Source organism: Allobranchiibius sp. GilTou73, assembly GCF_021391335.1.
Lineage (GTDB): Bacteria > Actinomycetota > Actinomycetes > Actinomycetales > Dermatophilaceae > Allobranchiibius > Allobranchiibius huperziae.
The window spans coordinates 3,375,990-3,400,852 of record NZ_CP090051.1; the positions used below are offsets into that span (position 1 = coordinate 3,375,990).

General features: G+C 69.6%; 24 protein-coding genes, 1 tRNA gene and 1 pseudogene. 10 read left to right on the forward strand and 16 right to left on the reverse strand.

Annotated features, from left to right (window positions below; all coding sequences use genetic code 11):
- Positions 1–115: 115 nt before the first annotated feature.
- Together LVQ62_RS16610 and LVQ62_RS16615 are read left to right on the forward strand one after the other, a co-directional pair.
- A complete protein-coding gene (locus tag LVQ62_RS16610) occupies positions 116–424 on the forward strand; it encodes a thiamine-binding protein (protein ID WP_233763261.1) in 309 nt (102 codons plus the stop codon).
- Positions 414–944, forward strand: coding sequence for a GNAT family N-acetyltransferase (locus tag LVQ62_RS16615; protein WP_233763263.1), 531 nt, complete (start codon positions 414–416; stop codon positions 942–944). The genes LVQ62_RS16610 and LVQ62_RS16615 overlap by 11 nt, the downstream gene beginning before the upstream one ends.
- Positions 945–947: 3 nt before the next feature.
- Here the strand turns inward: LVQ62_RS16615 and prfB are convergent, their stop codons facing one another.
- The 8 genes from prfB to LVQ62_RS16655 form a co-directional block, all read right to left on the reverse strand.
- Complete coding sequence (prfB, locus tag LVQ62_RS16620; RefSeq protein ID WP_179479396.1) at positions 948–2,075, reverse strand: peptide chain release factor 2; 1,128 nt, start codon at positions 2,073–2,075, stop codon at positions 948–950.
- Between the two features lie 57 nt (positions 2,076–2,132).
- Positions 2,133–2,618 (reverse strand): pilus assembly protein TadG-related protein, encoded by a 486-nt coding sequence (locus tag LVQ62_RS16625; RefSeq protein ID WP_233763265.1) that lies wholly within the window; start codon positions 2,616–2,618, stop codon positions 2,133–2,135.
- On the reverse strand, positions 2,615–3,091 hold the full coding sequence (locus LVQ62_RS16630) for a pilus assembly protein (RefSeq protein WP_233763267.1): 477 nt from the start codon (positions 3,089–3,091) through the stop codon (positions 2,615–2,617). The genes LVQ62_RS16625 and LVQ62_RS16630 overlap by 4 nt, the downstream gene beginning before the upstream one ends.
- Positions 3,088–3,438, reverse strand: coding sequence for a TadE family protein (locus tag LVQ62_RS16635; RefSeq protein WP_233763269.1), 351 nt, complete (start codon positions 3,436–3,438; stop codon positions 3,088–3,090). The genes LVQ62_RS16630 and LVQ62_RS16635 overlap by 4 nt, the downstream gene beginning before the upstream one ends.
- A gap of 62 nt (positions 3,439–3,500) precedes the next feature.
- On the reverse strand, positions 3,501–3,710 hold the full coding sequence (locus LVQ62_RS16640) for a hypothetical protein (protein ID WP_208051414.1): 210 nt from the start codon (positions 3,708–3,710) through the stop codon (positions 3,501–3,503).
- 30 nt (positions 3,711–3,740) lie between these two features.
- On the reverse strand, positions 3,741–4,667 hold the full coding sequence (locus LVQ62_RS16645) for a type II secretion system F family protein (RefSeq protein WP_233763271.1): 927 nt from the start codon (positions 4,665–4,667) through the stop codon (positions 3,741–3,743).
- The gene (locus LVQ62_RS16650) at positions 4,664–5,527 is read right to left on the reverse strand and encodes a type II secretion system F family protein (protein WP_233763273.1); all 864 of its coding nucleotides are present in this window, start codon (positions 5,525–5,527) and stop codon (positions 4,664–4,666) included. Before LVQ62_RS16650 ends, LVQ62_RS16645 begins: the two co-directional genes overlap by 4 nt.
- A complete protein-coding gene (locus tag LVQ62_RS16655; RefSeq protein ID WP_233763274.1) occupies positions 5,524–6,750 on the reverse strand; it encodes a CpaF family protein in 1,227 nt (408 codons plus the stop codon). Before LVQ62_RS16655 ends, LVQ62_RS16650 begins: the two co-directional genes overlap by 4 nt.
- A gap of 255 nt (positions 6,751–7,005) precedes the next feature.
- Here LVQ62_RS16655 and LVQ62_RS16660 point away from each other — a divergent pair, with 255 nt between their 5' ends.
- The gene (locus LVQ62_RS16660) at positions 7,006–11,124 is read left to right on the forward strand and encodes an FtsK/SpoIIIE domain-containing protein (protein ID WP_233763276.1); all 4,119 of its coding nucleotides are present in this window, start codon (positions 7,006–7,008) and stop codon (positions 11,122–11,124) included.
- Between the two features lie 5 nt (positions 11,125–11,129).
- Here LVQ62_RS16660 and LVQ62_RS16665 read toward each other — a convergent pair whose 3' ends face one another.
- Positions 11,130–11,564 (reverse strand): SRPBCC family protein, encoded by a 435-nt coding sequence (locus tag LVQ62_RS16665; protein WP_233763278.1) that lies wholly within the window; start codon positions 11,562–11,564, stop codon positions 11,130–11,132.
- Between the two features lie 581 nt (positions 11,565–12,145).
- On the opposite strand from LVQ62_RS16665, the pseudogene LVQ62_RS16670 reads away from it, so the two are divergent.
- Positions 12,146–13,030: pseudogene (locus LVQ62_RS16670) on the forward strand (LLM class flavin-dependent oxidoreductase); the annotation flags it as partial.
- 23 nt (positions 13,031–13,053) lie between these two features.
- Here the strand turns inward: LVQ62_RS16670 and LVQ62_RS16675 are convergent.
- From LVQ62_RS16675 to LVQ62_RS16685, 3 genes are all read right to left on the reverse strand, one after another.
- A complete protein-coding gene (locus tag LVQ62_RS16675) occupies positions 13,054–13,479 on the reverse strand; it encodes a hypothetical protein (protein ID WP_233763280.1) in 426 nt (141 codons plus the stop codon).
- Positions 13,480–13,664: 185 nt separating this feature from the next.
- Positions 13,665–13,741 (reverse strand) — tRNA-Met (locus tag LVQ62_RS16680).
- A gap of 51 nt (positions 13,742–13,792) precedes the next feature.
- Positions 13,793–16,399: a UPF0182 family protein gene (locus tag LVQ62_RS16685; RefSeq protein ID WP_233763282.1), complete on the reverse strand. Its 2,607-nt coding sequence runs from the start codon at positions 16,397–16,399 to the stop codon at positions 13,793–13,795.
- A 77-nt stretch (positions 16,400–16,476) separates the two neighbouring features.
- Here LVQ62_RS16685 and LVQ62_RS16690 point away from each other — a divergent pair, with 77 nt between their 5' ends.
- Complete coding sequence (locus LVQ62_RS16690) at positions 16,477–17,007, forward strand: PPA1309 family protein (protein ID WP_233763284.1); 531 nt, start codon at positions 16,477–16,479, stop codon at positions 17,005–17,007.
- 12 nt (positions 17,008–17,019) lie between these two features.
- Here the strand turns inward: LVQ62_RS16690 and LVQ62_RS16695 are convergent, their stop codons facing one another.
- Genes LVQ62_RS16695 through LVQ62_RS16705 form a run of 3 tightly spaced genes read right to left on the reverse strand, consistent with a single transcriptional unit; the run spans position 17,020 to position 19,539 of the window.
- Positions 17,020–18,123, reverse strand: coding sequence for a PDZ domain-containing protein (locus LVQ62_RS16695; protein WP_233763285.1), 1,104 nt, complete (start codon positions 18,121–18,123; stop codon positions 17,020–17,022).
- On the reverse strand, positions 18,120–18,545 hold the full coding sequence (locus LVQ62_RS16700; protein ID WP_233763287.1) for a molybdenum cofactor biosynthesis protein MoaE: 426 nt from the start codon (positions 18,543–18,545) through the stop codon (positions 18,120–18,122). Before LVQ62_RS16700 ends, LVQ62_RS16695 begins: the two co-directional genes overlap by 4 nt.
- Positions 18,546–18,549: 4 nt before the next feature.
- The gene (locus LVQ62_RS16705; protein WP_233763289.1) at positions 18,550–19,539 is read right to left on the reverse strand and encodes an NAD-dependent epimerase/dehydratase family protein; all 990 of its coding nucleotides are present in this window, start codon (positions 19,537–19,539) and stop codon (positions 18,550–18,552) included.
- Positions 19,540–19,662: 123 nt separating this feature from the next.
- Here LVQ62_RS16705 and LVQ62_RS16710 point away from each other — a divergent pair, with 123 nt between their 5' ends.
- On the forward strand, positions 19,663–21,156 hold the full coding sequence (locus LVQ62_RS16710) for a zinc-dependent metalloprotease (protein ID WP_233763290.1): 1,494 nt from the start codon (positions 19,663–19,665) through the stop codon (positions 21,154–21,156).
- Entirely contained in the window at positions 21,153–21,713 is a 561-nt protein-coding gene (locus tag LVQ62_RS16715) for an NUDIX hydrolase (RefSeq protein ID WP_233763291.1), read from the forward strand. Before LVQ62_RS16710 ends, LVQ62_RS16715 begins: the two co-directional genes overlap by 4 nt.
- Here the strand turns inward: LVQ62_RS16715 and LVQ62_RS16720 are convergent.
- On the reverse strand, positions 21,706–22,296 hold the full coding sequence (locus tag LVQ62_RS16720) for a M48 family metallopeptidase (protein ID WP_233763292.1): 591 nt from the start codon (positions 22,294–22,296) through the stop codon (positions 21,706–21,708). The genes LVQ62_RS16715 and LVQ62_RS16720 overlap by 8 nt on opposite strands.
- 123 nt (positions 22,297–22,419) lie before the next feature.
- On the opposite strand from LVQ62_RS16720, the gene LVQ62_RS16725 reads away from it, so the two are divergent.
- The 3 genes from LVQ62_RS16725 to LVQ62_RS16735 are packed head-to-tail and all read left to right on the forward strand — an operon-like array spanning position 22,420 to position 24,759.
- Positions 22,420–22,575 (forward strand): hypothetical protein, encoded by a 156-nt coding sequence (locus tag LVQ62_RS16725; RefSeq protein WP_233763293.1) that lies wholly within the window; start codon positions 22,420–22,422, stop codon positions 22,573–22,575.
- Positions 22,576–22,620: 45 nt separating this feature from the next.
- A complete protein-coding gene (locus tag LVQ62_RS16730) occupies positions 22,621–23,229 on the forward strand; it encodes a hypothetical protein (protein ID WP_233763294.1) in 609 nt (202 codons plus the stop codon).
- A gap of 18 nt (positions 23,230–23,247) precedes the next feature.
- Positions 23,248–24,759 carry an AarF/ABC1/UbiB kinase family protein gene (locus tag LVQ62_RS16735; protein ID WP_233763295.1) on the forward strand — a complete coding sequence of 504 codons (1,512 nt, stop codon included), beginning with the start codon at positions 23,248–23,250 and terminating at the stop codon, positions 24,757–24,759.
- Positions 24,760–24,863 lie beyond the last annotated feature (104 nt).

A 24,863-nucleotide genomic window follows, 5' to 3' on the forward strand; every position in this document is an offset into this window, starting at 1 on the left:
GTGATGGCAGAGTGGTCGGAACTGACGTGGCCCCTCGCGGCAGAGATTAGGCCGCCGTTCCCCCTTCGCCGAGGAGACTCGCCGACCGCGCATGTGACGGGCCTACCGTGGGCCCATGCTCTTCGCCTTCTCCGTCGCCCCGTCCACCACCGACGACCCGGACGGCTCGGTCAGCGCCGCGGTCGCCGACGCGATCCGCGTCGTCCGCGAGTCCGGCGTGCCGCACCGCCTCGACTCCATGTTCACCACTCTCGAGGGCGACTGGGACGAGTGCATGCCGGTCATCAAGGCAGCCTGCGACGCGGTCGCCCAGCACAGTCCGCGCGTGAGCCTGGTGGTCAAGGCCGACCTGCGCCCCGGGTACGAGGGTCAGCTCGACGCCAAGGTCGCTCGGATCGAGTCGCGCCTGACCGATGCCGACTGACCGAAGCCTGGCGTACGACGTGCGCCCGCCCTCCATTGCCGACGCTGCGGAGTTGGCGCGTCTGCATGTGCGCGTGTGGCAGGAGGCCTACCGCGGGCTGCTGTCGCAGGACTACCTCGATGCGATGGAACCGTCCGGACGACGCGAAGAGGTGTGGCGGGCGCGCGTAGAACCGTTCACCATGGGCTCACCCGCCACCGACGGGCAGGTCCTCCAGGTCGCGGCGGAGCGGCCGGGGGGCGCCGTGGTCGGGTTCTGCCAGTCGGGCCCGGCCCGCGACGACGACCCGCCCCAGCCCTATCAACTGTGGGCTCTCAACGTGCTGGCGGCGCATCACGGCTCGGGAGTCGCGCAGCGCCTGGTCGCCGCCACGGTCGGCGACCGACCGGCATACCTGTGGGTGCTGACCGGCAACGAACGGGCGATCGCGTTCTATCGCAAGCTGGGGTTCGAGCTGGACGGCGCGACGCTCCACGACGAGCGCCTCGACTGCGTCGACCTGCGGATGGTGCGCGCCTGAGGGTCAGGCCTTGTCGGCGTTCTCGGCCTCGCGCTCACCGGTGCGCTTCCAGCGGATCCCGGCCTCCATGAAGCCGTCGATGTCGCCGTCGAAGACGCCCGCGGTGTTGCCGACCTCGTGGTCGGTGCGCAGGTCCTTGACCATCTGGTAGGGGTGCAGCACGTAGGAGCGCATCTGGTCACCCCAGCTGGCCTTGATGTCGCCGGCCAGTTCCTTCTTCTCCGCGGCCTCCTCAGCCCGGCGCAGCACCAGCAGGCGGGACTGCATGACCCGCAGCGCGGCGGCGCGGTTCTGGATCTGCGACTTCTCGTTCTGCATGGAGACGACCGTGCCGGTCGGGATGTGGGTCATCCGGACCGCGGAGTCGGTGGTGTTGACCGACTGACCGCCGGGGCCCGAGCTGCGGAAGACGTCGACCTTCAGGTCGTTGTCAGGGATCTCGATGGCGTCGGTCTGCTCGATCAGCGGCACCACCTCGACCGCGGCGAACGAGGTCTGCCGGCGTCCCTGGTTGTCGAACGGGCTGATCCGCACGAGCCGGTGGGTGCCCGCCTCGACCGAGAGGTTGCCGTACGCGTAGGGCTCGTTGACCTCGAAGGTCGCGGACTTCAGCCCGGCCTCCTCGGCGTACGACGTGTCCATCACCTTCGTGGAGTAGCCGTGCCGCTCGGCCCAGCGCAGGTACATGCGCAGCAGCATCTCGGCGAAGTCGGCCGCATCCACGCCGCCCGCACCGGAGCGGATGGTCACGACGGCGGCGCGCTGGTCGTACTCCCCCGACAGCAGCGTCTTGACCTCGAGCTCGCTGACGGCCTTCTGCAGGGACCGCAGCTCGCGCTCAGTCTCCTGCACGGCGTCCTCGTCGCTCTCCTCCATGGCGAGCTGCACCAGGATCTCCAGGTCGTCGATGCGCTGGTCCATGGTCTCGATGCGCTCGAGCTCGGAGTTGGCGCGCGACAGGCGGGAGGTGACGGCCTGGGCGTGCTCGGGGTCGTCCCACAGGTCGGGGGCACCGGACTGTGCCTCCAGGTCCTTGATCTGCGCACGGAGGCTGTCGAGGTCGCTGACCTCGCGCACCGACCCCATCGTCGTACGCAGTTCCTTCAACTCAGCGGGAAAATCGACAGCCACAACAGGTCAGCCTACGTGCTGAGATCAGCAGCCGTTTCCAGACCGATCCCGGAAGCGTCACTGATCGACGTCGGAGCGGGCCTTGGCCTGCACGGTGATCGTCACGTCGCCGCCGACGGCTTTGAGGAGACCACCGAAGAGCGGCGGGTGCACCGTGCCGCTGACCCGCACGACCGCGGTGCGCCCGTCCGGGGTGCCCGTGCCGCCGACGACCGCCCAGCCGGCCACGTGCGCGGGCAGTTCCTGCGCAGCCAACTCGCGTCGCGCGTCCACCTGCACCGAATCACTCGACAGGGCAACGGTGCTGCCCACTCCCCCGCGATAGATCGCCCCCTTGTCTGCGGCGTTCGCCGCGTCGAGCGCCGCAGCGTCGGCGGCATCCAGCATGTGCACCCGCGCCAGTTGGATGCTCGTGACGTCGACCCCGCCCATGATCAGCAGCCCCAGAAGCGCGAAGAGCCCCGCGCACAGGATGATGATCCGCCCTCGGTCGGCGCGCTCCTCCCCCAACCGGTGGCGCAGCGCGGCACTCGGGCGTCTCACGGCGGACCGCCCTGTGCGCCGAAGCGGTCGACAGGTTCGACGTGCCGTGCGTGCAGGTGGACGGTGCTCGGCACTGCCGACCGCAGGAAGTTGGGGATGAACGGCAGATCGACCCCGAGGTCAGCTGACGCCCCCACCGAAGCGCCACGGGTGAGGCAGGGCTGCGCCGAGCACTTGATCGAGACGTCCCCGCGGCCGGTGAAGCCCTGGTCGTCGAACGCCAACCGGGCGGCCGCGCGAGCGCGGCCCATTCCGACACCGTCCGACGACGCGGTGACGTAGGCACGGGTCGACTCTCGCGCGGCCTGCGTGACGGCGTACGCGCCCGCCTGCAGCCGCGCCAGCGCGATGACGAGGTAGAAGACCGGCATCGTGATCAGGATCCCGACCACCACGAACTCGATCACCGCACTGCCACGATCGCCGTGACCGAGGCGCGTACGCAGGCGGACTAGCAGCCGCGCCAGCATCATTGCCGCTCCTCGTACGCGTGCGCGCTGATGTTCAGGGTCTGCGAGGGACCGAACGGGCCGACGACCGGCAGCGGCGCCTGGACCCGGACGACGATCACCGTCAGCCCATCGCGTTGCTCGGTCGAAGCCGTCACGTGCCGCGCGTAGCGGGTCGATACCGAGGAGCCGATCAGGTCCCGGGCGCGCTGGGCGCCCGCCTGCGGCGACTCGTCCGCGCGTGCGCCGTAGCGGGCCCCCTCGGCCGCGTCGGCGATCAAGGTATTGCGCACGAAGAGCGAGAACCCCACCTGGAAGGCGGCGAGGAAGAGCAGCACGACCAGCGATCCGACCATCGCGAACTCGGCCACCGCCGATCCCCGGGTGGTGCCCAGCGCACGAAACCGGTCGCGGAGCGCCGCGACCGGCGTCATCAGCCCTTGACGGAGTTGATGGCGTTGCCGAAGAGGGAGGTCAACTGCGGCTGCGCGAACTTCCACAGGGCCGTGACGAGCCCCGCTGTCATCAGGGTGATCAGCACCCATCCGGGGACGTCACCGCGCTCGCGCTCGTCACGCATCCGGTACGGCGCCTCGATCAGTCGGCGGGTCAGGCGATCGGACAGCTTGGACAGTGATCTCATGGGACTTCCCTTTCATCGGTGACGTGCGGTTCACAGATTGAGGCTGCTCAGACCGGGATAGATGGCGAAGGCCACGGTCACCGGCAGCACCAGGAAGACCACGGGGATCATCATGGTGATCTCGCGTCGCCCTCCCAGCTCGATGAGCGCCTGTTTGCTGGCATCACGGGCGTCCTGCGCCTGGGCCCGCATGACGTCGGCGAGCGGGGTTCCCCGCTCGACGGCCACCACGACCCCGTCCACGAAGCGGGCCAGCCCGGGGATGCCGGTGCGGTCGGCCAGGCCCTCCAGCGCGGCGGGAAGGGTATAGCCGGAACGGGCATCTCCCAGGCACCGCGCGAGCTCGCCGGACAGCTGACCCGAGGACAGCTTCGTCACCCGCTCCAACGCCGCTGCGGCCCCCTCACCGGCGGTGATGGCGAGTGCGAGCATCTCCGCGATGGCCGGGAACTCGGCCAGGATCTGCGCCTCGCGCCGTTCGGCGGACCGGGTCAACATCTGATCGCGTGCAACCACTCCGGCGGCCACGCTGATCACGATGATGCCGATCGCACTCACCACCGAGGTGCCACCGCCCAGGATCTGCATGGTCACCCACAGCGTCCCGGCGAACCCGGCGGCCACGCCCCACAGCGCCTGCTGCGCCCGGAAGCCCTCGACGTCGGGCGGCAGGCCGGCGCGCTCCAACCGCCGTCGGACGGAGGTTGCGCCGCCGAGCACCCGCTCGACGACGGCGCCCAGCCGATGGAGCAGCGGAGCGAAGATCTGACCCACCTCCAGGTGCTCGTCGGAGCTGAGCAGGAGGCGGGACGGCCGCGGCGTGTCGTTGACGTACGGCGCGATCCGCGCTTCCAGTCCGGGACGGCGGCGAACGGGCAGGCCGAGCCACATCAGCGTCAGCCCGGCCGCGAGGACGAGCCCGACGAGCGCGCCGGCCCAGGAGGCGGAGGAGGTCATCGCATCACCCGCGCCTCGTCCGGCAGTCGGCCGATCTGCCGCATGATCCGATAGGCCACCATCGACACGGCGGCACCCACGATGAGCACGACGACGCCGGTCGGCTTCTGGTACGCCTGCAGCGACGTGCCACGAGTCGCCAGCATCGCCAACACGATCCATGGCGCGGCCAGGGCGAGACGCGCAGCATTCACGGTCCAGCTCTGCCGTGCCTCCAGCTCGGAACGGGTGCGTCCGTCGTCACGCAGGAACGACGACAGAGTGCGCAGGAGACGCCCGAGGTCGGTGCCGCCGACCTCCCGCGCGATGCGCAGGGACTCGATGAGCCGGTCGGCCACCGGGTCGCTGAGGCGCAGCTTGAGGGCGTCGAGTGAGCTCTGGAAGTTTCCCGTGGCGCGGTAGTCGTGTGCGAACTCCAGGAACGCGGGCCGCAGCTCCTCCGGCCCGCGCACCGACAGCTGTGAGAGCGACTCGGGCAGCGCCATGCCGGCACGGACCGCGGACGCGATGTGGTCGACCACGTCGGGCCACAGCTCGCGCATCTGGGTACGCCGTCGCCGCGCCCGGCCCTGCACGAAGGCGATCGGCGCGTATCCGCTGATGAGGGCGAACGCGAACGAGATCGGCACCACCGACGTGGAGGCCATCGCCAGAAGGAAGACCAGCACGCCGAGGCCGAGAGAGACCGCGAGGAGCTGGTTGGTGCTGATCGACCCCAGGCCGCTCTGCGCGATGGCGTCGGAGAGCTTGTCGCGCCAGGTGGGAGTGCTCGGCTTCACGACGCGCTCCTCGCATGGCCAGAACGACCACCAGATGCAGAAGAGTCCGAGAGAGAGCAGGAGTGGAGGCAGGAGTGTCATGGTCGGTCGCCCAGCAGGTGGGCGACGTCGTACCCGGCACGGGCGAATCGTTCCTGATGAGGCGGGAATCCATCACCGCGGATGAGCTCGCCGTCCCGCTGCACGAACAGCTCGGCGATCTCGATGACCTCGTTCTCGGCACGGCCCGGGACAGCCGCGATCTCACGTACGCGGCGGCTGCCGTCGCGCTCGAGCCCCAGGTGCACGACCAGGTCGATGGAGCTGGCCACGGTCGGGACCACGAAGGAGGAGCTGACATTGGGACCGGCCAGCAACGGGAGCGTGCACATCTTCACGATCGCCTCGCGCGCAGAGTTGGCGTGCAGGGTCGCCATGCCGGGCAGGCCGGAGTTGAGAGCGATCAGCAGATCCAGCGACTCCTCCTGGCGCACCTCGCCGACGATGATCCGCGAGGGCCGCATGCGCAGCGCCTCCTTGACGAGGCGGCGCAGCGGAATCTCCCCGGTGCCCTCCAGGCTCGGCTGACGACACTGCATGGCCGCCCAGTCGCGGATCCCCAGACGCAGCTCGAAGACCTCCTCACACGAGACGACACGCTCGTTGCTCGGAATCGCGGCGGCCAGGCAGTTCAAGGTCGTCGTCTTGCCTGCCTGCGTGCCTCCGGCCACCAGGATGTTCAGCCCGGACACGACGGCCGCCGCAAGGAAGCGTGCGGCCTGGTGGGTCAGAGTGCCGAGGCGTACGAGGTCGTCGAGTTGGTGGGCGCGGGTGACGAACTTGCGGATGTTGACGTACCAGTGGCTCCTGGTGACGTCGGGGATGGCTACGTGCAGCCGGGATCCGTCCGGGAGGGACGCGTCCACGAACGGCGAGGACAGGTCGATGCGGCGACCGGAGGGCTTGAGCATCCGCTCCACCAGGTTCTTCACCTGGTCCTGGGTGAGGATCGTCGACGTCAGCTCCGCGACGCCGGACCGGGCGATGAAAACCCTCGCCGGATCGTTGATCCAGATCTCCTCCACGCCGGGGTCATCGAGGTAGGGCTGCAGCGGTCCGTAGCCGACGACCGCGTCGAGGATCGCGCGCGTGGCGTGCTCGACGTCCCCCAGCGGTGCCATACCGCCGTGCAGGCTGCGCTGCTCGTAGTCCTTGATGACATCCCCGACGAGGCCCCGCAACTGGACGGCCTCGGTGGTGGGGTCGAGCCGCTGCCGCCGGATGAGTTCGCGGACCTCCCCCTCGACGACCTGGATGCCGTTCATGCCGACCCCCTTGCCGGTGACCGTCTGATCTGTCCGATGCAGACAAGGTCTTCATGCAAGCAGTTCTGCAGGTGCCGATCGGGTTATCCACAGAAATCCATCAGCTCTCTTCGGATCTGCCCGCACCTCCCACCACGCATGTCCCATCGGCCCCGTCGGCCCCAGTTCTTACGTCAGACCGAAGCCCGACCGTCGGGGCGAAAGTTGTCCACAGGTACTACGGCATCCGATCGCGAACCCGCCGATACTCCCCGGATGCAAGGACCGCCCGCGTCGACCGTCACGCTGCGCCTACGCGTCGTGCGATCGACCGACGGGCTGCTGCGCGAATGGTGCGTCCGCGTGCCCGCCGGCACGAGTTGGACGCAGGTCGCCGGCGACCTCCAAGCGCCCGACCCGGCGTACGTCGGGTCGGTGCGGCTCGACGCGGAGGCTGTGGTCGGCGTCCCACCGCTGGTCAACGAGACGGTCGTCTGCGATGTCGGGGCGCCTCTCGAGCCGCCACACCTGCTCGAACTGGTCGCCACAGAGGGACCGTGCGTGGGCGCACGTGCAGTCATGACCGGCGCGTGCGTGGTCGTCGGCCGCGCATCGGAGAACCACCTGGTACTGCAGGACGACGACCTGTCCCGGCACCACTGCGAGCTGCGGGTCGAGCAGGGGCGTGCGGTCGTTCGCGACCTGTGCTCCACCAACGGCACCTGGATCGACGGGAGTCGGATCGGCCCCGACTTCGTCGACCTGCGCGTCGGGCAGCGGTTGCGCGTCGGTGGGACGACGCTCGCCATCGAACGCGCAGCGCGGGCGTCCCAGCACCCGCCGACCGACGGGACGGGCCGCTATCTCATCCATCGATCGCCGCGAAAGACGTTGCGGCTGGACGAGTTCAAATTCACCGCGCCCCTACCGCCGGAGCTGGCGACCCGTCGGGGCTTCCCGTGGGTCTCCGCGATCGTGCCCCTGGTGCTCGCGGCCGCCATGGTCGTCGTGCTCCGCAATCCGCTCTTCGCGATGTTCGCGCTGCTCAGCCCGATCATGGTGGTCGCCCAGTACGCCGGCGACCGCGGCACGTCCCGCCGACGTCTTCGCGAGGCTGCGCGGGCGCACACCCTGGCGCGAGTGAGGTTCGAGGAGGACTGTGCGTCCGCCGTGCGCGTCGAGCAGGCGCTGCGCCGGCAGATGGCGCCACCGATCACCCGCGCCGCGCACGATGCTGCTTCGCGCAGCTCCGCGGTGTGGCACCGGGCCGCGACGCACGAGGACCACCTCGCCTTCCGCGTCGGGGTCGGGACGGTGCACAGCCGGGTGCGGGTCGCGGGCGGGAACCGCGCGACCCGCCCCTTACCGGTGCACGAGGTGCCGATCATCGTGTCCCTGTCGCAGCACCGGGTGGTCGGGGTGAGCGGATGCCTGCGGTACCAGCTGGTGATGGGAGGCATCATCCAGCTGGCCGCCTGGCAGTCGCCGCGCGACCTCGGCATGGTGATCCTGTGCGCGGACAAGGACGCGCGCGAGCGATGGCGTGGGATGACGACGCTGCCGCAAGTGCTGCCACACCCCGCGTCGCAGCCTCGGGTGATGGTGGCCGACCCCGATGACCCGCGATTCGCCGAATGGTCCTCTCAGCTGGTCGAACTCGACGACACCGCACCTCCTCGGACCCTCGTCGTGCTGGATGGGTGCGCGACCACGCCGACCGCCGCGGACGTGGTGCGCAGGGCGGCTGCGTACGGGATGGCGGTGCTGGCCCTCGACGAGGATCACACGCAGCTGCCCGCGGCGTGCACCACGACGGTGCGCGTCGATCGGCGTGATCACGGCAGGGTCGGCGACACCGACTTTCGACCGGATCTGCCCGTGCCGTCACTGGTCACCGCCACGGCGCGCGCGCTCGGCGCGTTGACCGACGCGGGACCGGACGATCCGGCACAGCAGGTGCCCGTGCAGGTGGCTCACGCCGCGCTGGTACGCGCCGAACTCGGTGTCGACCTCTCCGATCCCGTGGCCGTGCAACGGCTGTGGGGGACGCCGTCCAGCACGCCTCGTGCACTGCTCGGGGTCGGCGCCGACGGTGCTCTCTGGGTCGACCTGGCGGTCGACGGACCGCACGCGCTGGTCGCCGGTACAACGGGTGCCGGCAAGTCCGAGCTGCTGCAGACCCTGATCGCATCCCTCGCCCTCGCGAGCCCGCCGGACAGGCTGACCTTCGTGCTGATCGACTACAAGGGCGGGGCGGCGTTCCAGGACTGCGCCCGGTTGCCCCACACGCTCGGGCTGATCACCGACCTCGATACGCACCTGACCTCGCGCGCGTTGCGGTCCCTGGAGGCCGAGGTACGACGTCGTGAGCGCCTCCTAGCGGCGGCGGGCGCGTCCGACCTGGGTGACTACGAACGCTCTGCGCATCGTGAGCCGCTCGCTCGCTTGTGCATCGTCATCGACGAATTCCGGGTGCTGTCAGAGGAACTGCCCGACTTCATCAACGGACTGGTGCGCATCGCGGCAGTCGGCCGATCACTTGGAATCCATCTGGTCCTCGCGACCCAGCGACCCGCAGGCGTGGTCTCCGCCGACATGCGAGCCAACCTCAACCTGCGGATCGCCCTCCGCGTCCGCGATGCCGCCGACTCCCAGGACGTCATCGAGACCGACGCCGCGGCGGCGATCCCGGCGTCCCTCCCAGGGCGCGCGATCCTGCGGACCGGAGGTGGCGTGCCGCGCGCGTTGCAGACGGCATGGACGGGAGTGTCGTTGCGCAGCGGCGACGAGCCAGTTCGCATTGCGCGCGTCGATCCCGAGTCCGGAGCTCCGCTCTGGCCGCCGGATGACACAGGCGCCAACGCGCGGACCGGTCTGCGAGCCCTCACCGACGCGGTGTGTGTCAGTGCGGCGAACGGGCGGGTACGTCGACCTCCGTCGCCCTGGCTGCCGCCCCTTCCCTCACGGGTAGGAACATCCGACCTGACCGCCAAACCGCTGCGTGACATGGGCCTTCGGGACGCTGCTCGGTCGGCCGTTCCCCTCGGCCTGGTGGACCTCCCGGGCGAACAACAGCAGCTGACTATCGGCTGGGACCTCGATGCCGACGGCCACCTGGCGATCGTGGGTGGGCCGCGCAGCGGTCGCACCACGGCTGCGCACGCGCTCATCGGTGCGGCCGCGACAGCCTGGGCCAGCGATCGGCTGCACGTCTACGTGCTCGACGGCAGCGGCGGCCTGGGCGGCATCGGGTCGTTGCCGCACTGTGGCGCGGTCGTGCTGCGCGATGAGCTGTCGCGCACGCTGCGCCTCGTGCAATGGCTGACGAACGTAATCCGTGAGCGTCAATTGCGTTACAGCGGCGCAGGATTCGTCACGTCCGGCCCCGACCCACGCATCCTGCTGGTCATCGACGGCTGGGAGGTATTCCAGGAGATCAGCAACGAACACACCGTCGGCGACCTGGAGGATCGGATCACCCAGGTCCTGCGCGATGGTGTCTCCGTGGGCGTCAGCGTCGTGGCCACCGGCGGTCGGGCGCTGCTGTCGGGACGGGTGAGTGCGCTCTTCACGAGCACCGTCGCGACCCGGATGGCCGATCCGTCGGATCTGCTGATGGCTGGATTACGCGCCGCACAGATCCCCGCTGAGATGCCGCCCGGTCGAGGACTGCTGCTGCCAGGCGGCGAAGAACTGCAGTTCGCGTTGCCGGGTGACGCACGGACGAATCTCGTTGCAGCACCGGACGGTCGGCCACACCGAGTCGCGGCGCTGCCGGATCGGGTCGAGCTCGCGACGCTCGTCGCGACCGATCCCGGCGTGGTGACTCTGGGGTGCACCGTCGACGGTCCTGCCGGCTTTGCCATCGACGAGCGTTGCGGGGCCGGCTGGCTGGTGTGCGGTCCACCACGCAGCGGACGTACGACGACCCTGGCGGTGCTGGCCGAAGTGCTCGGTCAATCGCGGGCGGTCGGGTGGATCGGGCCGGGCGCTCCGGTCGGGGATCTGCCGCCCGCGGTCACCCGGCTGCCGTACGACGATCTGGGTGCGGTCCGCGCATGGTGCGCGGCGTACCCCGACGGCGCCGTCCTGGTCGACGACGCCGATCAGCTGACGGGGATGGCCGCGGAGCCGGCCGTCCTGGAGCATCTGGCACGCCACCGGACGACCGGCGGCATCGTCTGCGCCAGCGGTGTCGCGTCCGACCTCGCCACGTCGTACCGGGGCCTCGCGCCCGAGCTGCGCCGCCGTCAGACGGGGCTGCTGCTGCAACCCGGCCGGCACGACGGTGACCTCTTCGGCATCCGGATCGGGCCGATGGATCGTCCGCGGCAGGGCCGCGGGCTGCTCGTCGTACGGGGCGACGTACAAGAGATCCAGGTCGCGACCCCCTGAAGGCGTCAGGCGAGCAGCACCCGCTCCAACTCCTCGAGAGCCTGGCGCGCATAGCCCTGCCACATCCGCCCGAACGCCGGGAGCGCAAGCGATCCAACGGCGTTCGCGCCACGGATGGTCCAGGACCAGGTGATCCGGGTGCCGGTGCCGGCGGGGGCGAACGCCCACTCCCCCTCCACCGAAGCGGCCAGCACGACCATCGGGCCGGTGATGCCGTTCAGCTGGTAGGCGAAGGATCGCGGCCGGTCGATCGCCAGCAGCGTCTCCCGCATCGAGCCGCCGTCGGTGGTGCGCACGGTGCGCGTCTGGCCTGTGGCGCTCCCCCACGGCGGGGTGAAACCGGTGGTCTCCCTCACCGCCGGCAGCGCGCCGTACCGGCGGGAGAATATCTGCGGGAGCGGCGTGGTCAGGGTGCGCTCGAACGCGTCCTCGACCGGCAACTCCGGATGGTCTCCAAGTATAATTGTTCATGTTAATTTTTTTACAGTGTTTTTTTTTTTTTTTTTTTTTTTTTTTTTTTTTTTTTTTTTTTTTTTCTTTTTTTTTTTTTTTTTTTTTTTTTTTTTTTTTTTTTTTTTTTTTTTTTTTTTTTTTTTTTTTTTTTTTTTTTTTTTTTTTTTTTTCTTTTTTTTTTTTTTTATTCCCCCCGCGCGCGCGCGCCTTTTTTTTTTTTTTTTTTTTTTTTTTTTTTTTTTTTTTTTTTTTTTTTTTTTTTTTTTTTTTTTTTTTCTTTTTTTTTTTTTTTTTTTTTTTTTTTTAATTTTTTTTTTTTTTTTTTTTTTTTTTGTTTTTTTTTTTTTTTTTTTTTTTTTTTTTTTTTTTTTTTTTTTTTTTAAAATATTTTTTTTTTATATAAAAAAAAAAAAAAAAAAAAAAAAAAAAAAAAAAAAAAAAAAAAAAAAAAAAAAAAAAAATTTTTTTTTTTTTTTTTTTTTTTTTTTTTTTTTTTTTTTTTTTTTTTTTTTTTTTTTTTTTTTTTTTTTTTTTTTTTGTCTCTTTCCCATAAATCTCGCTGTGATCTGCGTACTTCCGGGTGCACCACTTCGCGCGACAGCTATCGGCTCCGTTCCCGCTGCTCGCGGCGGTCGGGGCGCGGACCAGCCGCGTCGAGATCGGCACCGGCGTGATCGACATGCGCTATGAGAACCCGCTCTACATGGCCGAGGACGCGGGCACCGCCGACCTCATCTCGGGGGGCCGACTGCAGCTCGGCATCAGCCGGGGATCGCCCGAGCAGGTCATCGAGGGCTACGGCTACTTCGGCTACCAGCCGGAAGACGGCGACCACGCCGCGATGGCGCGCGAGCACACCAGCACCTTCCTGCAGGTCATCCAGGGCAAGGGGTTCGCGCAGCCCAACCCGCGCCCGATGTTCCCCAACCCGCCCGGTCTGCTGCCGATCGAGCCGCACTCACCCGGTCTGCGCGAGCGCATCTGGTGGGGCGCGGGGTCGCGCGCGACGGCGGAGTGGGCCGGTGAGCAGGGCATGAACCTGATGAGCTCCACGCTCCTCACCGAGGACACCGGCGTGCCCTTCCACCAGCTGCAGGCCGAGCAGATCCAACGCTTCCGGGGCGCCTGGAAGTCCGCCGGGCACCCCGGTGAGCCGCGGGTCTCGGTCAGCCGCAGCATCTTCCCGATCGTCAACGAGACCGACCGCGCGTACTTCTGGCGGGACACGCACAGCACGGATCAGGTGGGCCACCTGGACGGCGGTCTGGCGCGCTTCGGCAAGTCGTACGCCGGCGAGCCGGAGCAGCTCGTCAAGGAGCTGGCCGACGACGAAGCCATCGCCGCCGCGGACACCCTGCTGCTGACGGTGCCCAACCAGCTCGGCGTCGACTACAACGTGCACGTGTTGGACAGCGTGCTGCGCCATCTGGCACCTGAGCTCGGCTGGCGCTGAACCCGGCTCGACCAGGGGCTCGGTCACGCGCCGACCTCGCCGATGCGCTCGCCGAGGCGCGTCAGACCCGCACGGAGGTGACGGCTGTACCCGTCGTCGGGGAGACCGGCCACGGCCAGCACCCCTTGGGCGTGCTGCACCCGTGCCGCGGCGAGGCGCCCCTGGCGCCGGTACCCGTCACCGAGGTTGAGATGCAGGCTGGGAGCCAGCGCGCTCGCCGACGGGATGCCGATGGCCGCGAGCTCGCCGTCCGCGACGTGCGCGTACGCGGCGAGCGCACGCTCGTCCCACTCCACCTCAGCCTCCAGATCGGGCTGCAGATCCGCGAGATAGTGGGCGATCACACACCGAGGGCCGTGATCCACGGGCTCACAGGCGTCCCAGCACCTCGAGAGCTCTCGCCGGGCACGGTCCGCCTCACCGCTCAGCGTCGTTCCCACAGCTGCCATGACTGCATCCCACTGGACCATGCCCGCGACCGTAGGAGCCGGCACCGACACCCCGTGCGGGCCCTCTGCCACTCATGCCGCGAGCGACGGTCGGCCCGGAGCGACCGATGAATGCCGGACGATGCTCCGGCCGGGAAACGAAGAATCCCCGAGCCGTCTGGCCCAGGGATTCTTCGTTGACGCGTTGGTAGCGGGGGCAGGATTTGAACCTGCGACCTCCGGGTTATGAGCCCGGCGAGCTACCGAGCTGCTCCACCCCGCGTCGGTAACACCAGCTTACGGGAGGGCCGCCGCGCCGCAAAATCGAACAGCGCTAGCGGGCGGTGGACAGGTCCGCGAGCGCGTCCTGCAACGTCGCTCCCCACCGCAGCCGGCCGCCGAAGCCGACCACGACCGCCTTGAGCACCGGGTAGGAAGCGCCCTTGGGCCGTACGTAGAGCGGCTCGACCTGCAGCATCCCGCCGGCCGCCGGCAGCGTCAGGAGGTTGCCCTTGCTCACGGTCGCCTTGGCGCGCGCCTCGGTGATGAAGAACTGACTGAGCGTGCCGGGCATGCTCGAAGAGCGCTCGGCAGAGGAGTTCAGGTCGTTCTGGAACTGGCCAGGACCCCGCGCCGAGCCGGTCACCCGGAGCAGCGTGAGCTTCCCGTACCCCGCGCCGACCTGCCCGGGCGTCGTCCCGGTGTCCGACCCGGCCGCGAGGTAACCGGTGACCGCGCCCGTGCCGCCCGCGCCGACGTACGACGAGGTGAGCGCGTAGCCGCGACCGGCGGCGCCCGGGAGGGTGACGGGTTGGTAGTAGGACGGCTGCAGCACACCGGCACCGGTCGTCGGGTCGACCGGCACGGACCAGCGCTGCCCGCCGTCGGCGAAGGTCGCGCGGTCGGTCACGTGGTAGGCCGCCAGGATGGTGCGCTGCATCTCGAACTGACCCTGCGGGTAGCGCACCTGCGAGAGCACCGCGGCGGGCATCTGCGAGCGCGGACGCACCGTGCCGGGGAAAACCTTCTCCCAGGCCCGCAGGACGGGTTCGTCGCTGTCCCAGGCGTAGAGCCGCACCGTTCCGTCGTACGCGTCGACCGTGGCCTTGACCGAGCCGCGCAGGTAGTTGATCGACCGCCCGAGCGTGTCCGACCCGGTGGTCAGGGGCTGGTGCTCGGCATAGGGATAACGGTCGGAGGTGGTGTAACCGTCGACGACCCACAGAGTGCGGCTTCCGGACTGCACCGGATAGGCCCCCTCGTCCACGGACAGCCACGGCGCGACCTGCCGCACCCGGTCGACGGGGTCGCGGTCGTAGATCACCCGGGAGGTGGTGCTGACGGAACGCGAGGTGAGCAGGTCCCACGAGCGGAACTTCGCGGCGTACGCGAGCCGGCGCATGATGCCGCCCAGCGCGACCCCTCCCCTGCCGTCGTATCGGAAGCCCGTGCTCGCCGTGCCGTCCGCCTCGATCGGCTTGCCGCCCACGACCGAATACGACGGCAGCCCGCCACCGAAGTAGATGCGGCTGCCGGCCGCGGCGGGTTCGGTCAGGAAGGACGGCGCGCCGCTCGCCGTCGTGGTGTCGGCGCGAGCGCTCACCACGCCGGTGCCGTGGGTGTAGACGAGGTGCTGGCCGACCCAGTCGCGTCCGCTCGCAGGCAGACCCGACAGGTCGATGCCGCGGGCGCCCACGACCGTCGGGGCGGCCGAGGCGCCGGCACCCGCGCGGCCGACGTCGAGGCCCGCGGCGAACGCGGCCGGCAGCGTGAGCCCCTGCAGCTGTTGGAACGCGCCGGTCACGAGCATCGGGTCCAGGACCGGCACGCCCGCCGCGGCCGTCGTCAGGCCCGCCGTCGGGGTCGCACCGGACGGGTAGTCGCGCACCGTCACGTCCGAGACGCCGTACGCCTCGCGGGTGGCGTCGATCTCCCGTTGCAGGTAGGTCGCCTCGTTCGACGAGCGCGCGGTGTTGCCGCGGACGGCGGACAGGATCTCGGGGTAGATGCCGCCGAACGCCACGGCGGTCGCCATCAGCATCGACACCGCGGCGGCCGGCCACCGCCAGCTGCGGGTGCGCATCGTGACCAGGAACGTCAGCGCGGTGAGGACGGCGGCGCAGGCGAGGATCGCGTGCACCGGCAGCGTCGAGCGCACGTCGGTGTCGTCGACACCGGTCAGGGTGCGCCCGGTGCGGTAGACCAGCGCGTAGCGGCCCCACCACCACGCCGCGGCGCGCACCAGCAGCAGCGCGACGGCGAGCAGGCACAGGTGGCGTCGGGCCACCCGGGTGAAGGTGAGCCTGCCCTCGGCGACGGTGATGCCGCCGTAGATGTAGTGGGTCAGCGTGGCGAGGACCAGCGCCAGGATCAGGATGACCGTGCTGAAGCCGATCAGCATCTCGATGAAGGGCATCGTGAAGACGTAGAAGCCGATGTCGCGGTGGAACTGCGGGTCGGTCTGACCGAAGCTCTGCCGCGCCCACCACAGCAGCGGTGTGCGCCACTGGCTCGAGGCGCTGGCCGCGGTGATGAGCGCTATCAGCAGCGGCACGACCGCGAACGCCGCACGCCGGAAGGGCTCGATCGCCACCCGATAGCGGTGCATCGCCTCGCCCGCGGCGTCCGGGACCCGGATCGGCCGGTAGCGGTAGGCCAGCCAGACGCTGCCGTGGCAGAGCAGCTCCACCACCAGGAACGCGATGGCGAAGAGCCCCGCCCGGGTGCGCAGCTCCACGCCGTACACCCCGGCGTACTGCAGGTTCTCGAACCACAGGTGCCGGGTCCACAGATTCGCCGCGAGGTTGCCGCCGACGAGCACGACGACGACGGTGAGGGTGAGGCGCAGCAGGGAGTGGCGGCGGCGATCCAGCCGCGGCAGGGCGCGCACGTCCGAGGATCCGGCGCCTCCGGAGCGCCCGGAACCGTCCGCAGCACTCATCGGGGTCTTCCGTCCCACGCACCGGACAACGACGCCCTCAACCTAGCGGGCGCGGGCGGTACGGCACGATGGCAGGTATGCCGAGCACTCCCGAGACGATCCTGCCTCCCCTGGTCGAGTGCGCGGTCGACACCGAACGCCATGTCGCCGCCGCCGGCTGGGACCAGGCGCCGCGCCTCTTCGCGATCGCGCGCAACGCCGGGCTGCTGGCCCGGGAGCCGGCGCTCGCCGCGCAGCTCGGTGCCGCGGCCGCGGACGGCCTCAGCACCATCGAGCAGGAGGGCCTGGCGCCGACGTCGTCCCTGGAGTCGATGCTCGGCCGGCTCGCGTGGCCGCCTGAGGTCGACGGAGTCGCCCTCGCCGTGGAGCGCCTCGTGGTGCCGCCCGACGCGGAGAACGACCTGCCCACCGATGCGGAGAACGCAGCCGAGGCCCTGGCCGCGCACCCGGACCGCCAGGACGTCCGACTGCTCGTGGCGGTGCTGCGCGACGGTGCCTCGGTCTGCCTGCTGCGGCAGCGGGCGCACGACGCCGACGACAAGGTCGCCATCGGTCAGGACATCGCCCCCGGGCTGGTCGAGGCGCTGCGGGCCACGCTCACGGCCTGACGCTGCCCTCCTTCAGCAGGACGGCAGGCCCGCGCCCTGCCCGGCCGCGACCTTCTCCACCGCTGCGACAGCCTGCGCGAAGCTCGAGATCCTGATGACGGTCAGACCCGACGGGATGTGCCCGTGGGCCTCGTTGCAGTCCGAGGCCGGCGCGAGGAAGTACGTGGCTCCCGAGTCGTGGGCGCCCACCATCTTCTGCCGAATGCCGCCGATCGGTCCGACGCTGCCGTCCTCGGAGATGGTGCCCGTGCCGGCGAATCTCTTGCCGCCGGTGAGGGATCCGGGCGTGAGCTTGTCGTAGATCGCGAGGGTGAACATGTTGCCCGCCGACGGTCCGCCGACGTCGCCGGCGTTGACGTCGACCTTGAACGGCAACGTGTAGTTGGGCACCGGGTAGAACCCCAGCAGCGACCCCGACCCCTGGGTGTTCTTCTCGGTCTTGATCCGCAGGGTGAGCGGCGTGCCCGCGCGGGTGACCTGGACGGTGACCGTGCTGCCCGGGCTGACCTTGTCCAGGACCGCACGCGCGGTGGCCAGACGGGCGAGCGCGGTGCCGTTGATGCTGCGTACGACGTCGCCCACCTTGAGGTACTTCGCGGCCGGTGAGCCCGGGCTCACCAAGCCGACCGACACGGTCTCGGGCACCTGGATGTCGGCCTGGCGCAGCGCCACCACCTGGGCGGTCTGCTGGGAGTCGGCCATGTCGGTGGTGTCCTGCTGCTGCACCTGCTTGCTGGTGACGTTCTTGGGGAAGTACTCGTCGGCGGGCACGATCTGCGCGTTGCTGTTGAGGTGCGCGATCGCCCACTCCCACACGCTGACGGGATACTGCGGGCCGCCGGCCAGCGAGACGGTGGTGAAGTCCAGCGAGCCGGACGTCGGGTAGGTCGGATGCCCCGAGATGGAGATCACCGGCTTGCCGTCAACGGCGCCGAGGGTGTTCTGCGCCGGCCCCGGCCGCAGGATCGCGACCGGCACGTGGATCAGGTTGAGGGCCGCCACCGCGAGCACCACCACGACAGCGAACACCAGCCACACCACGGTGCGGGGGCGCAGTCCGCCCAGACGGGAGTTGCCCGCACGTCCCGCGTCGCGAGCGTCGTACGAAGTCGTCACAAACCCACCCATTCATCCGTGCCGTCGGCGAAGATCTGATGCTTCCAGATCGGGACCGTGGTCTTGAGGACGTCGATCAGCTCAGCGCACACCCGCAGTGCCGCCTGCCGGTGCGCCGCGCTCACGGCCACCACCACCGCGAGGTCCCCCACGACGAGCTCACCGGTGCGATGCACGGCCGCGGCGGCCGTGATCTCGTCCGTCAGCACGCTGCGTACGACGTCGTGCAGGGTCTGCTCGGCGGTCGGGTGCGCGGTGTAGTCCAGCCGTACGACGTGCTGGGCGCGGTCGTGAGCGCGCACCTGCCCGACGAAGAGGCCGACCCCGCCGGCCTCCGGATCCTGCACGGCCTGGAGCACCTCGTCGACCGACAGCGGGGCGTCCCGCAGGTGCGCGAGACGCACTCGAGCGTCGTGATCCACCGGCTCAGCCCTTCCGTCGTCGGCGCCGCATGATCGCGGCCGTTGCCCCGACGGCGACTGCCGCACTGGCAGCGCCGAGCGCAGCCGCGTCCCTGGCTCCGAAGCGCGGCGCGCCACGGGTCTGCGCGGCGACATCCTCCAGCAGGACCGCGAGGCAGAGGTCATTGTCGTACGCGGGGGTCCACCCCGCTGCCCTCAGGGTCACCGAGTCGACGACGAGCGGGTGCATCACGAAGTCCAGATCGGACTCGGGCGACTTCAGGGTGCCGAGCCGGTGCAACCGCGCCGCGATGGCGCCGGCGGTGCTGGCGCCGACCTCGACGGCCCGCATGCCGCTGCGCTGCTCGACCTCCTCCTGGGTCAGATACCCCGGTGAGGCGACCGGCAGCCCGCCGGCCAACCGCCGATCGAGTGTGACCTCGACCGCCGTGGCCAGGTCGTCGACATGGCAGAACTGCCACGTCGGGTTGGCCCCTGCCACCCGCAGCAGCCGCGGGGCCGCGAAGTGCCGGGTGGTCAGCGTGTCGACGCCGCCCACGACGGAGGCCGGGCGCAGCACCGCGATGCGCAGCCCCGGGTACGCCGGAGCCGCCTCGGCGAGCGCCTCCTCGACAGCGACCAGGTCGGCGAAGAGGCCCACCTGACCGCGGGCGCGCAACGGTGCGTCGACCGGAAGGGGGATCGGGTTGTCCGGCAGGGCGCCGTACACCTGGGCAGCGGTGACGACGACGAGTTGACGCACCGCGCTGGCGGCGCAGGCGAGCACCAGGGTGCGCACCTCGCGGACCAGCCGGTCGCGGCGTTCGACCGGGTCCTCGGCCTGGTCCTGCAGCAGATCGGTCGGGGTGACCACGTGCACCAACGCGCTCACGCCCCGCAGCCCCTGGCCGATCAACGGGCTGGTGAGGTTGTCCTCCAGCTGCGCCACCAGGCCGCCACGATCGGTCCATCGCGCCTCGACGGCGGCGGCGATCGGCCCGGACGGGCGTGTCACCGCGAGGGTCTCCACGCTGCGCCCTGCGCGAACACGTCGACCTGTGGAACTCATGGACCGCCCGTCGTGGTTATCTGGAACGTACGCATCCTCTCACCGACCCTGCCGACCGAGGAGTTCACCGTGAGCGATTACCCGACCGGTAGGCCCGGCGACCCGAACGACCCCGATCAGCCGGACCTGGGCGAGCTGCTTCGTTCGTTGCTCTCCGGTGAGGGGCTGGCCGAACACCCGGAGTTCGCCGAGGCTCTGAAGAACATGGGGATCGACCGCCTCGACCCGGCGACCATGGGCATGCTGCAGGCGCAGATGCAGGCCATGATGTCCGGCCCTGCCGACGGCGGGTTCAACATCGAGATGGCCACCGACATCGCCCGCAAACAGGTGGCGACCGACGGCGACCAGTCGGTGTCCGCGCGCACCAAGGGCGACACCGATCAGGTCGTGCAGGTCGCCAACCTCTGGTTGGACGACGTCACCACCTTCGCGGCGGTCGGCCCCGGCCTGGCGTGGAGTCGCGCGGAGTGGGTCGAGCACACCATGCCGATGTGGCGTCGGCTGGTCGAGCCGGTCGCGGCGGGCGTGGGCAACGCGATCCAGCACGCGATGCGGGAGCAGCTCGGTCAGTTGGGGGACGGCGCCGCGGAGCAGCTCGGGCTGCCCGCCGGCACCGATCCCGCGGCCATGATGGGCCAGATCGAGCCGATGATGGCGCGGATGAGCAACGCGATGTTCGCGATGCAGGTCGGCCAGGCGGTGGGCGCGCTCGCCGGTGACCTGGTGAGCGGCGCCGAGATCGGCATTCCGCTGCTCGACGGCGACCAGGTCGTGCTGCTGCCGACCAACGTCGCGGCGTTCGCCGAGGGCCAGAGCGTCGACGCCGGCGAGGTGCACCTCTACGTCGCGACCCGGGAGGCGGCCCGCATGCGGCTCTTCCACGCGGTGCCGTGGCTCTCCCCCGCTCTGATCGCGGCCGTGCAGAGCTACGCCGGGGACATCAGCATCGACACCGAGGGCATCGAGCGGTCGCTGCGCGACATCGACCCGACCGACCCCCAGGCGATGCAGAGCGCGCTGCAGGGCTCGCTGTTCACCCCCGAGCCGAGCGAGGCGCAGCGCCGGGCGCTCGCACACCTGGAGACCCTGCTCGCGCTCGTCGAGGGCTGGGTCGACGTGGTCAGCGACCGCGCGGCCGACGGTCACCTGCCGCACGCCGCCGCCTTGTCGGAGGCCGTACGCCGCCGCCGCGCCTCCGGCGGACCCGCCGAGCGCGTCTTCTCCTCGCTCGTGGGCCTGGACCTGCGTCCGCGCCGCTTGCGCGACGCCGCAGCGCTCTTCGGTGCACTCGAGGAGGCCGCCGGAGCCGACGCGCGTGACGAGTCCTGGCAGCACCCGGACTTCGCGCCCACCGCCGCCGATCTGGACGACCCGCAGGCCTATGTCGCGCGCCGCACCGGCGAGCAGGTGCAGCCTCCGCGGGACGACGTCGACGCGGCGCTGGACGCGCTGCTCGCGCAGGGTGAGGCCGAGTTCGAGGGCGAGCAAGGCTCCGATGGCTCCGATGGCTCGGATGGCCCCGAGAGCGGTCCCGACGGACCGGCCACCCCGCGCGGGTGAATCTCGACCCGTCGTACGACGTGCTGGCGAGCGACGCGAAGACCCTGCTGGCGGACCATGTTTCACCCGACCCCGCGCAGGTGCGGCTGAGGGACGATTTCGTGCGGGCACTCGCGGCCGGCCCGGTGGCGATGTGGCGCGGCGGGCCGCCGGACCACTTCACCGCGAGCATGTTCGTCTATGACGCGAGCGGCGAGCATGTCTGCCTCGTACTGCACAAGAAGGCCCGGCTGTGGCTGCAGCCCGGCGGTCACCTCGAGCCGGGCGACGGGTCGGTGTCCGAAGCGGCCCAGCGCGAGGCGACCGAGGAGACCGGTCTGGCGGGCCTTCGGGTCCGGCCGGGTCTGGCGCACCTGAGCCATCACGACTTGAGCACACGCTTCGGTCGGTGTCGGTCACACCGCGACCTGCGGTTCGTCGCGACGGCACCGCCGGGCGCGACACCGGCTGTCTCCGACGAGTCGGACGACGTGCGCTGGTGGCCCGTGCGCGACCTGCCCGTGGACACCGATCCCGAGCTACGCGTCGTCGTGCCTGCGCTCGCCGGGCTCAGCTAGCCGGCTCCTCCGCGTCGTCGACATCGCTCGCGTCGTCGTCGGCCGCGGGGAGGCCGGCGCCGAAGGCCACGCCGTCGAGGTAGGCCTTGGCCTCCTCCAATCGCGGGTAACCGCCCAGCAGCTCCCAGAACGCCGGGCTGTGGTCCGGGCGCAGCAGGTGGGCCAGCTCGTGCAGCAGCACGTAGTCGACGACGTACGCGGGCATCCCGGCCAGCCGCGACGAGAGCCGAATGGTGCCGCGGGTCGGGGTGCACGAACCCCACCGGGTGCGCTGGTTGTCCACCCACCGCACCGAGGTCGGCCGAGCGAGACCACCGAGATAGCGCCGCGAGAGGCGCTCGGCGTCCGCGCCGAGCTCGACGTCTCCCGGGCTCTTGCGGCGGGCGGTCGATCGCTGCACCCGGGCGACCATGTCGGCGACCAGGCGGGCCTCCTCCTGCGCGGAGAGCCGAGCGGGCACCAGCACGATGATCCGGTCGCCCTCGCGGTACGCCGAGACAGTGCGACGCCGCCGCGTGGACCGCCGGATCTCCACCTCAGGCTCGGGCGCGTCGGGGTCGACGGCGACGGAGGAGGAGCTCATGGGCCAAATGTAGGTCCGCCCACCGTCAACACCACGGCGCCACGAGTGGCCTGTGGACAACTTCTGCGCCCTGTCGGTGCCCACTGCCAGGGTGTGGACTTCCCGCCGACGAGGAGTCCCGCCGTGAGCACAGCCGCCGTCCCGCTCCGTGCCCACCTGCGGGATCCCGGCGAGGTGGCACTGGGTCTCGGGGCTGAGCGCGCTCTGGTGCTGAGTGGGCTGAGTGACGCCGAGACACGGGCGGTCATCGGGTTGGGACCGATGACCGCCCGTCAGTGAGGCAGCGCGCACCTCGTCCGGCCGCCGTCGACCCGATGGCCGGACGTGGTGCGCCTGCTCGGCGACGCCGCCTCCCGCTTGACCGGCCCCGACGCCGTCTCCGGTTCGGTGACCGTCGCGGGTGTCGGCAGCGTGCCGGACGCGATCCGCGACGTGCTGACCGGGATGGGCGCCCAGGCTGACCCGGACCACACCACGCTGGCGGTGCTGATCGCCGCGGAACACGTTCCCGCGAGAGCCGCCGAACGCTGGCGCCGTGACGGGGTGCCCCACCTGCCGGTCGTGTTGGGCGCCGGCCGGGCCGTGATCGGACCGCTCATCCGGCCGGGCGTCGGTCCGTGCCTGGGGTGCCTGGACCACCACCGTGCCGTCCGCGACCCGGGGTGGGCCGCCATCGCGGCCGGTGGCCCGTGGGACGACGTCGCCGCCATCGGCGTCGATGCTCCCGGCGTGCTCGGCATGCTCGGCCCGGTGTCGGCCCCCGCCGACCTGCGCGCGGTCGTGTCCGGGCTGGTCGGGCTCGTGGCCCGGGGCCATCTGAGCGGGCAGCCGCTACCGGTCGGCGTCTCGGTCACCGTTACCACCCCGAGCCCCCGGGTGCAGCACCGGCTGTGGCGTGCACACCCCCGGTGCTGCCCGGACGCCGACGGCTGATGCGTGATACTCGATGTCATGACAGACCTGCCCCGCAAGGGCGTCGTACGCGCGGCCAAACTCGCCAGTCTTCCTCTGGGGTTCGGAGCGCGCACGGCGATCGGGTTGGGGAAGCGGGTCGGTGGCAAGCCGGCCGAGGCGGTCGCCGCGGAGTTGCAGGCACAGACGGCGGCGCAGCTCTTCCGGGTGCTCGGCTCCCTCAAGGGCGGCGCCATGAAGTTCGGGCAGTCGATGTCGATGTTCGAGGCCGCACTGCCGGACGAGATCGCCGGTCCCTACCGGGCGACGCTGACCAAGCTGCAGGACTCCGCACCGGCCATGCCCGTCGCCTCGGTGCGCCGGATCATGCGCGAGGAGTTCGGCACCCGGTGGCGCGGCAAGTTCGAGTCCTTCGACGAGAAACCGGTCGCCGCGGCCTCGATCGGCCAAGTGCACCGCGCCGTCTGGAAGGACGGACGCCAGGTGGCGGTCAAGCTGCAGTACCCCGGTGCCGGCGAGGCACTCATGTCGGACCTGCAGCAGGTCTCCCGGGTGATGCGTCTGACGACCAGCTGGGTGCCGGGCCTGGACGTCGGCCCGATCCTGGACGAGCTCAAGGGCCGGATGGCCGAGGAGACCGACTATCCCCTCGAAGCCACCATGCAGGAGCAGTTCGCGACGGCCTACGACGACGATCCGGACTACCTGATCCCGCACGTCGTGACCAGCAGTGCGGGCGCCATCGTCAGCGAATGGATCGACGGCACACCGCTGTCGGCGATCATCGCCTCAGGCACGCAGGAGCAGCGCGACACCGCGGCGGCCCACTACCTGGAGTTCCTGGTGGCCGGTCCGGGCCGCGCCGGGCTGCTGCACGCCGACCCGCATCCGGGCAACTTCCGCCTGATGGACGACGGCCGTCTCGGTGTCCTCGACTTCGGTGCGATCAACCGGCTGCCCGACGGATTGCCGCCGGCGCTGGGCGAGTTGCTCAACGCCGCCGTCGACGGTGACGCGACGGCACTGCTCGACGGACTGCGCTCCGAGGGCTTCATCCGCCGCGGCGTACGCATCGACGACGAAGCGGTGCTGGCCTACCTCAGCGTCTTCCTCGAGCCGCTGCACACCGCCGAGTTCGAGTTCAGCCGGGCGTGGATGCGCAGCATCTTCGCCTACGTCAACGACCCGCGCAGCGCGCAGTTCGCCACCGGACTGAAGCTCAACCTGCCGCCGAGCTACCTGCTCATCCACCGTGCCTGGCTCGGCGGGATCGCGGTGCTCAGTCAGATCGAGGGCACCGTGCCGGCGCGTGAGATCGTCAATCGCGCCGTGCCCGGCGCGGACTTCCCCCGCTGGACTGATCACCACTGCGATCGGCTCGCGCTGCCGGTATCACCTGCGTGGAAAATCGGCCGGGCGGTCACTTTGCTGCACCGGCGTACGGCGCCAGGGTGGGTGGTCGGCGCCGCGGTCACTTTCCCGCACCCAACGACGGCCTCCCGGGATACGACAAACGGGCCGGGCGGCCGTGGTGGGCCACCCGGCCCGTAGTGCCGGTGTTGCTACTTCCGGTAGCGACGCCGTTCGATCCGGCGTACCTCGCTCGTGATCTGGTGAGCGGGTCGCGGGATCCCTCGCTTCTCCGTCCGACCGGG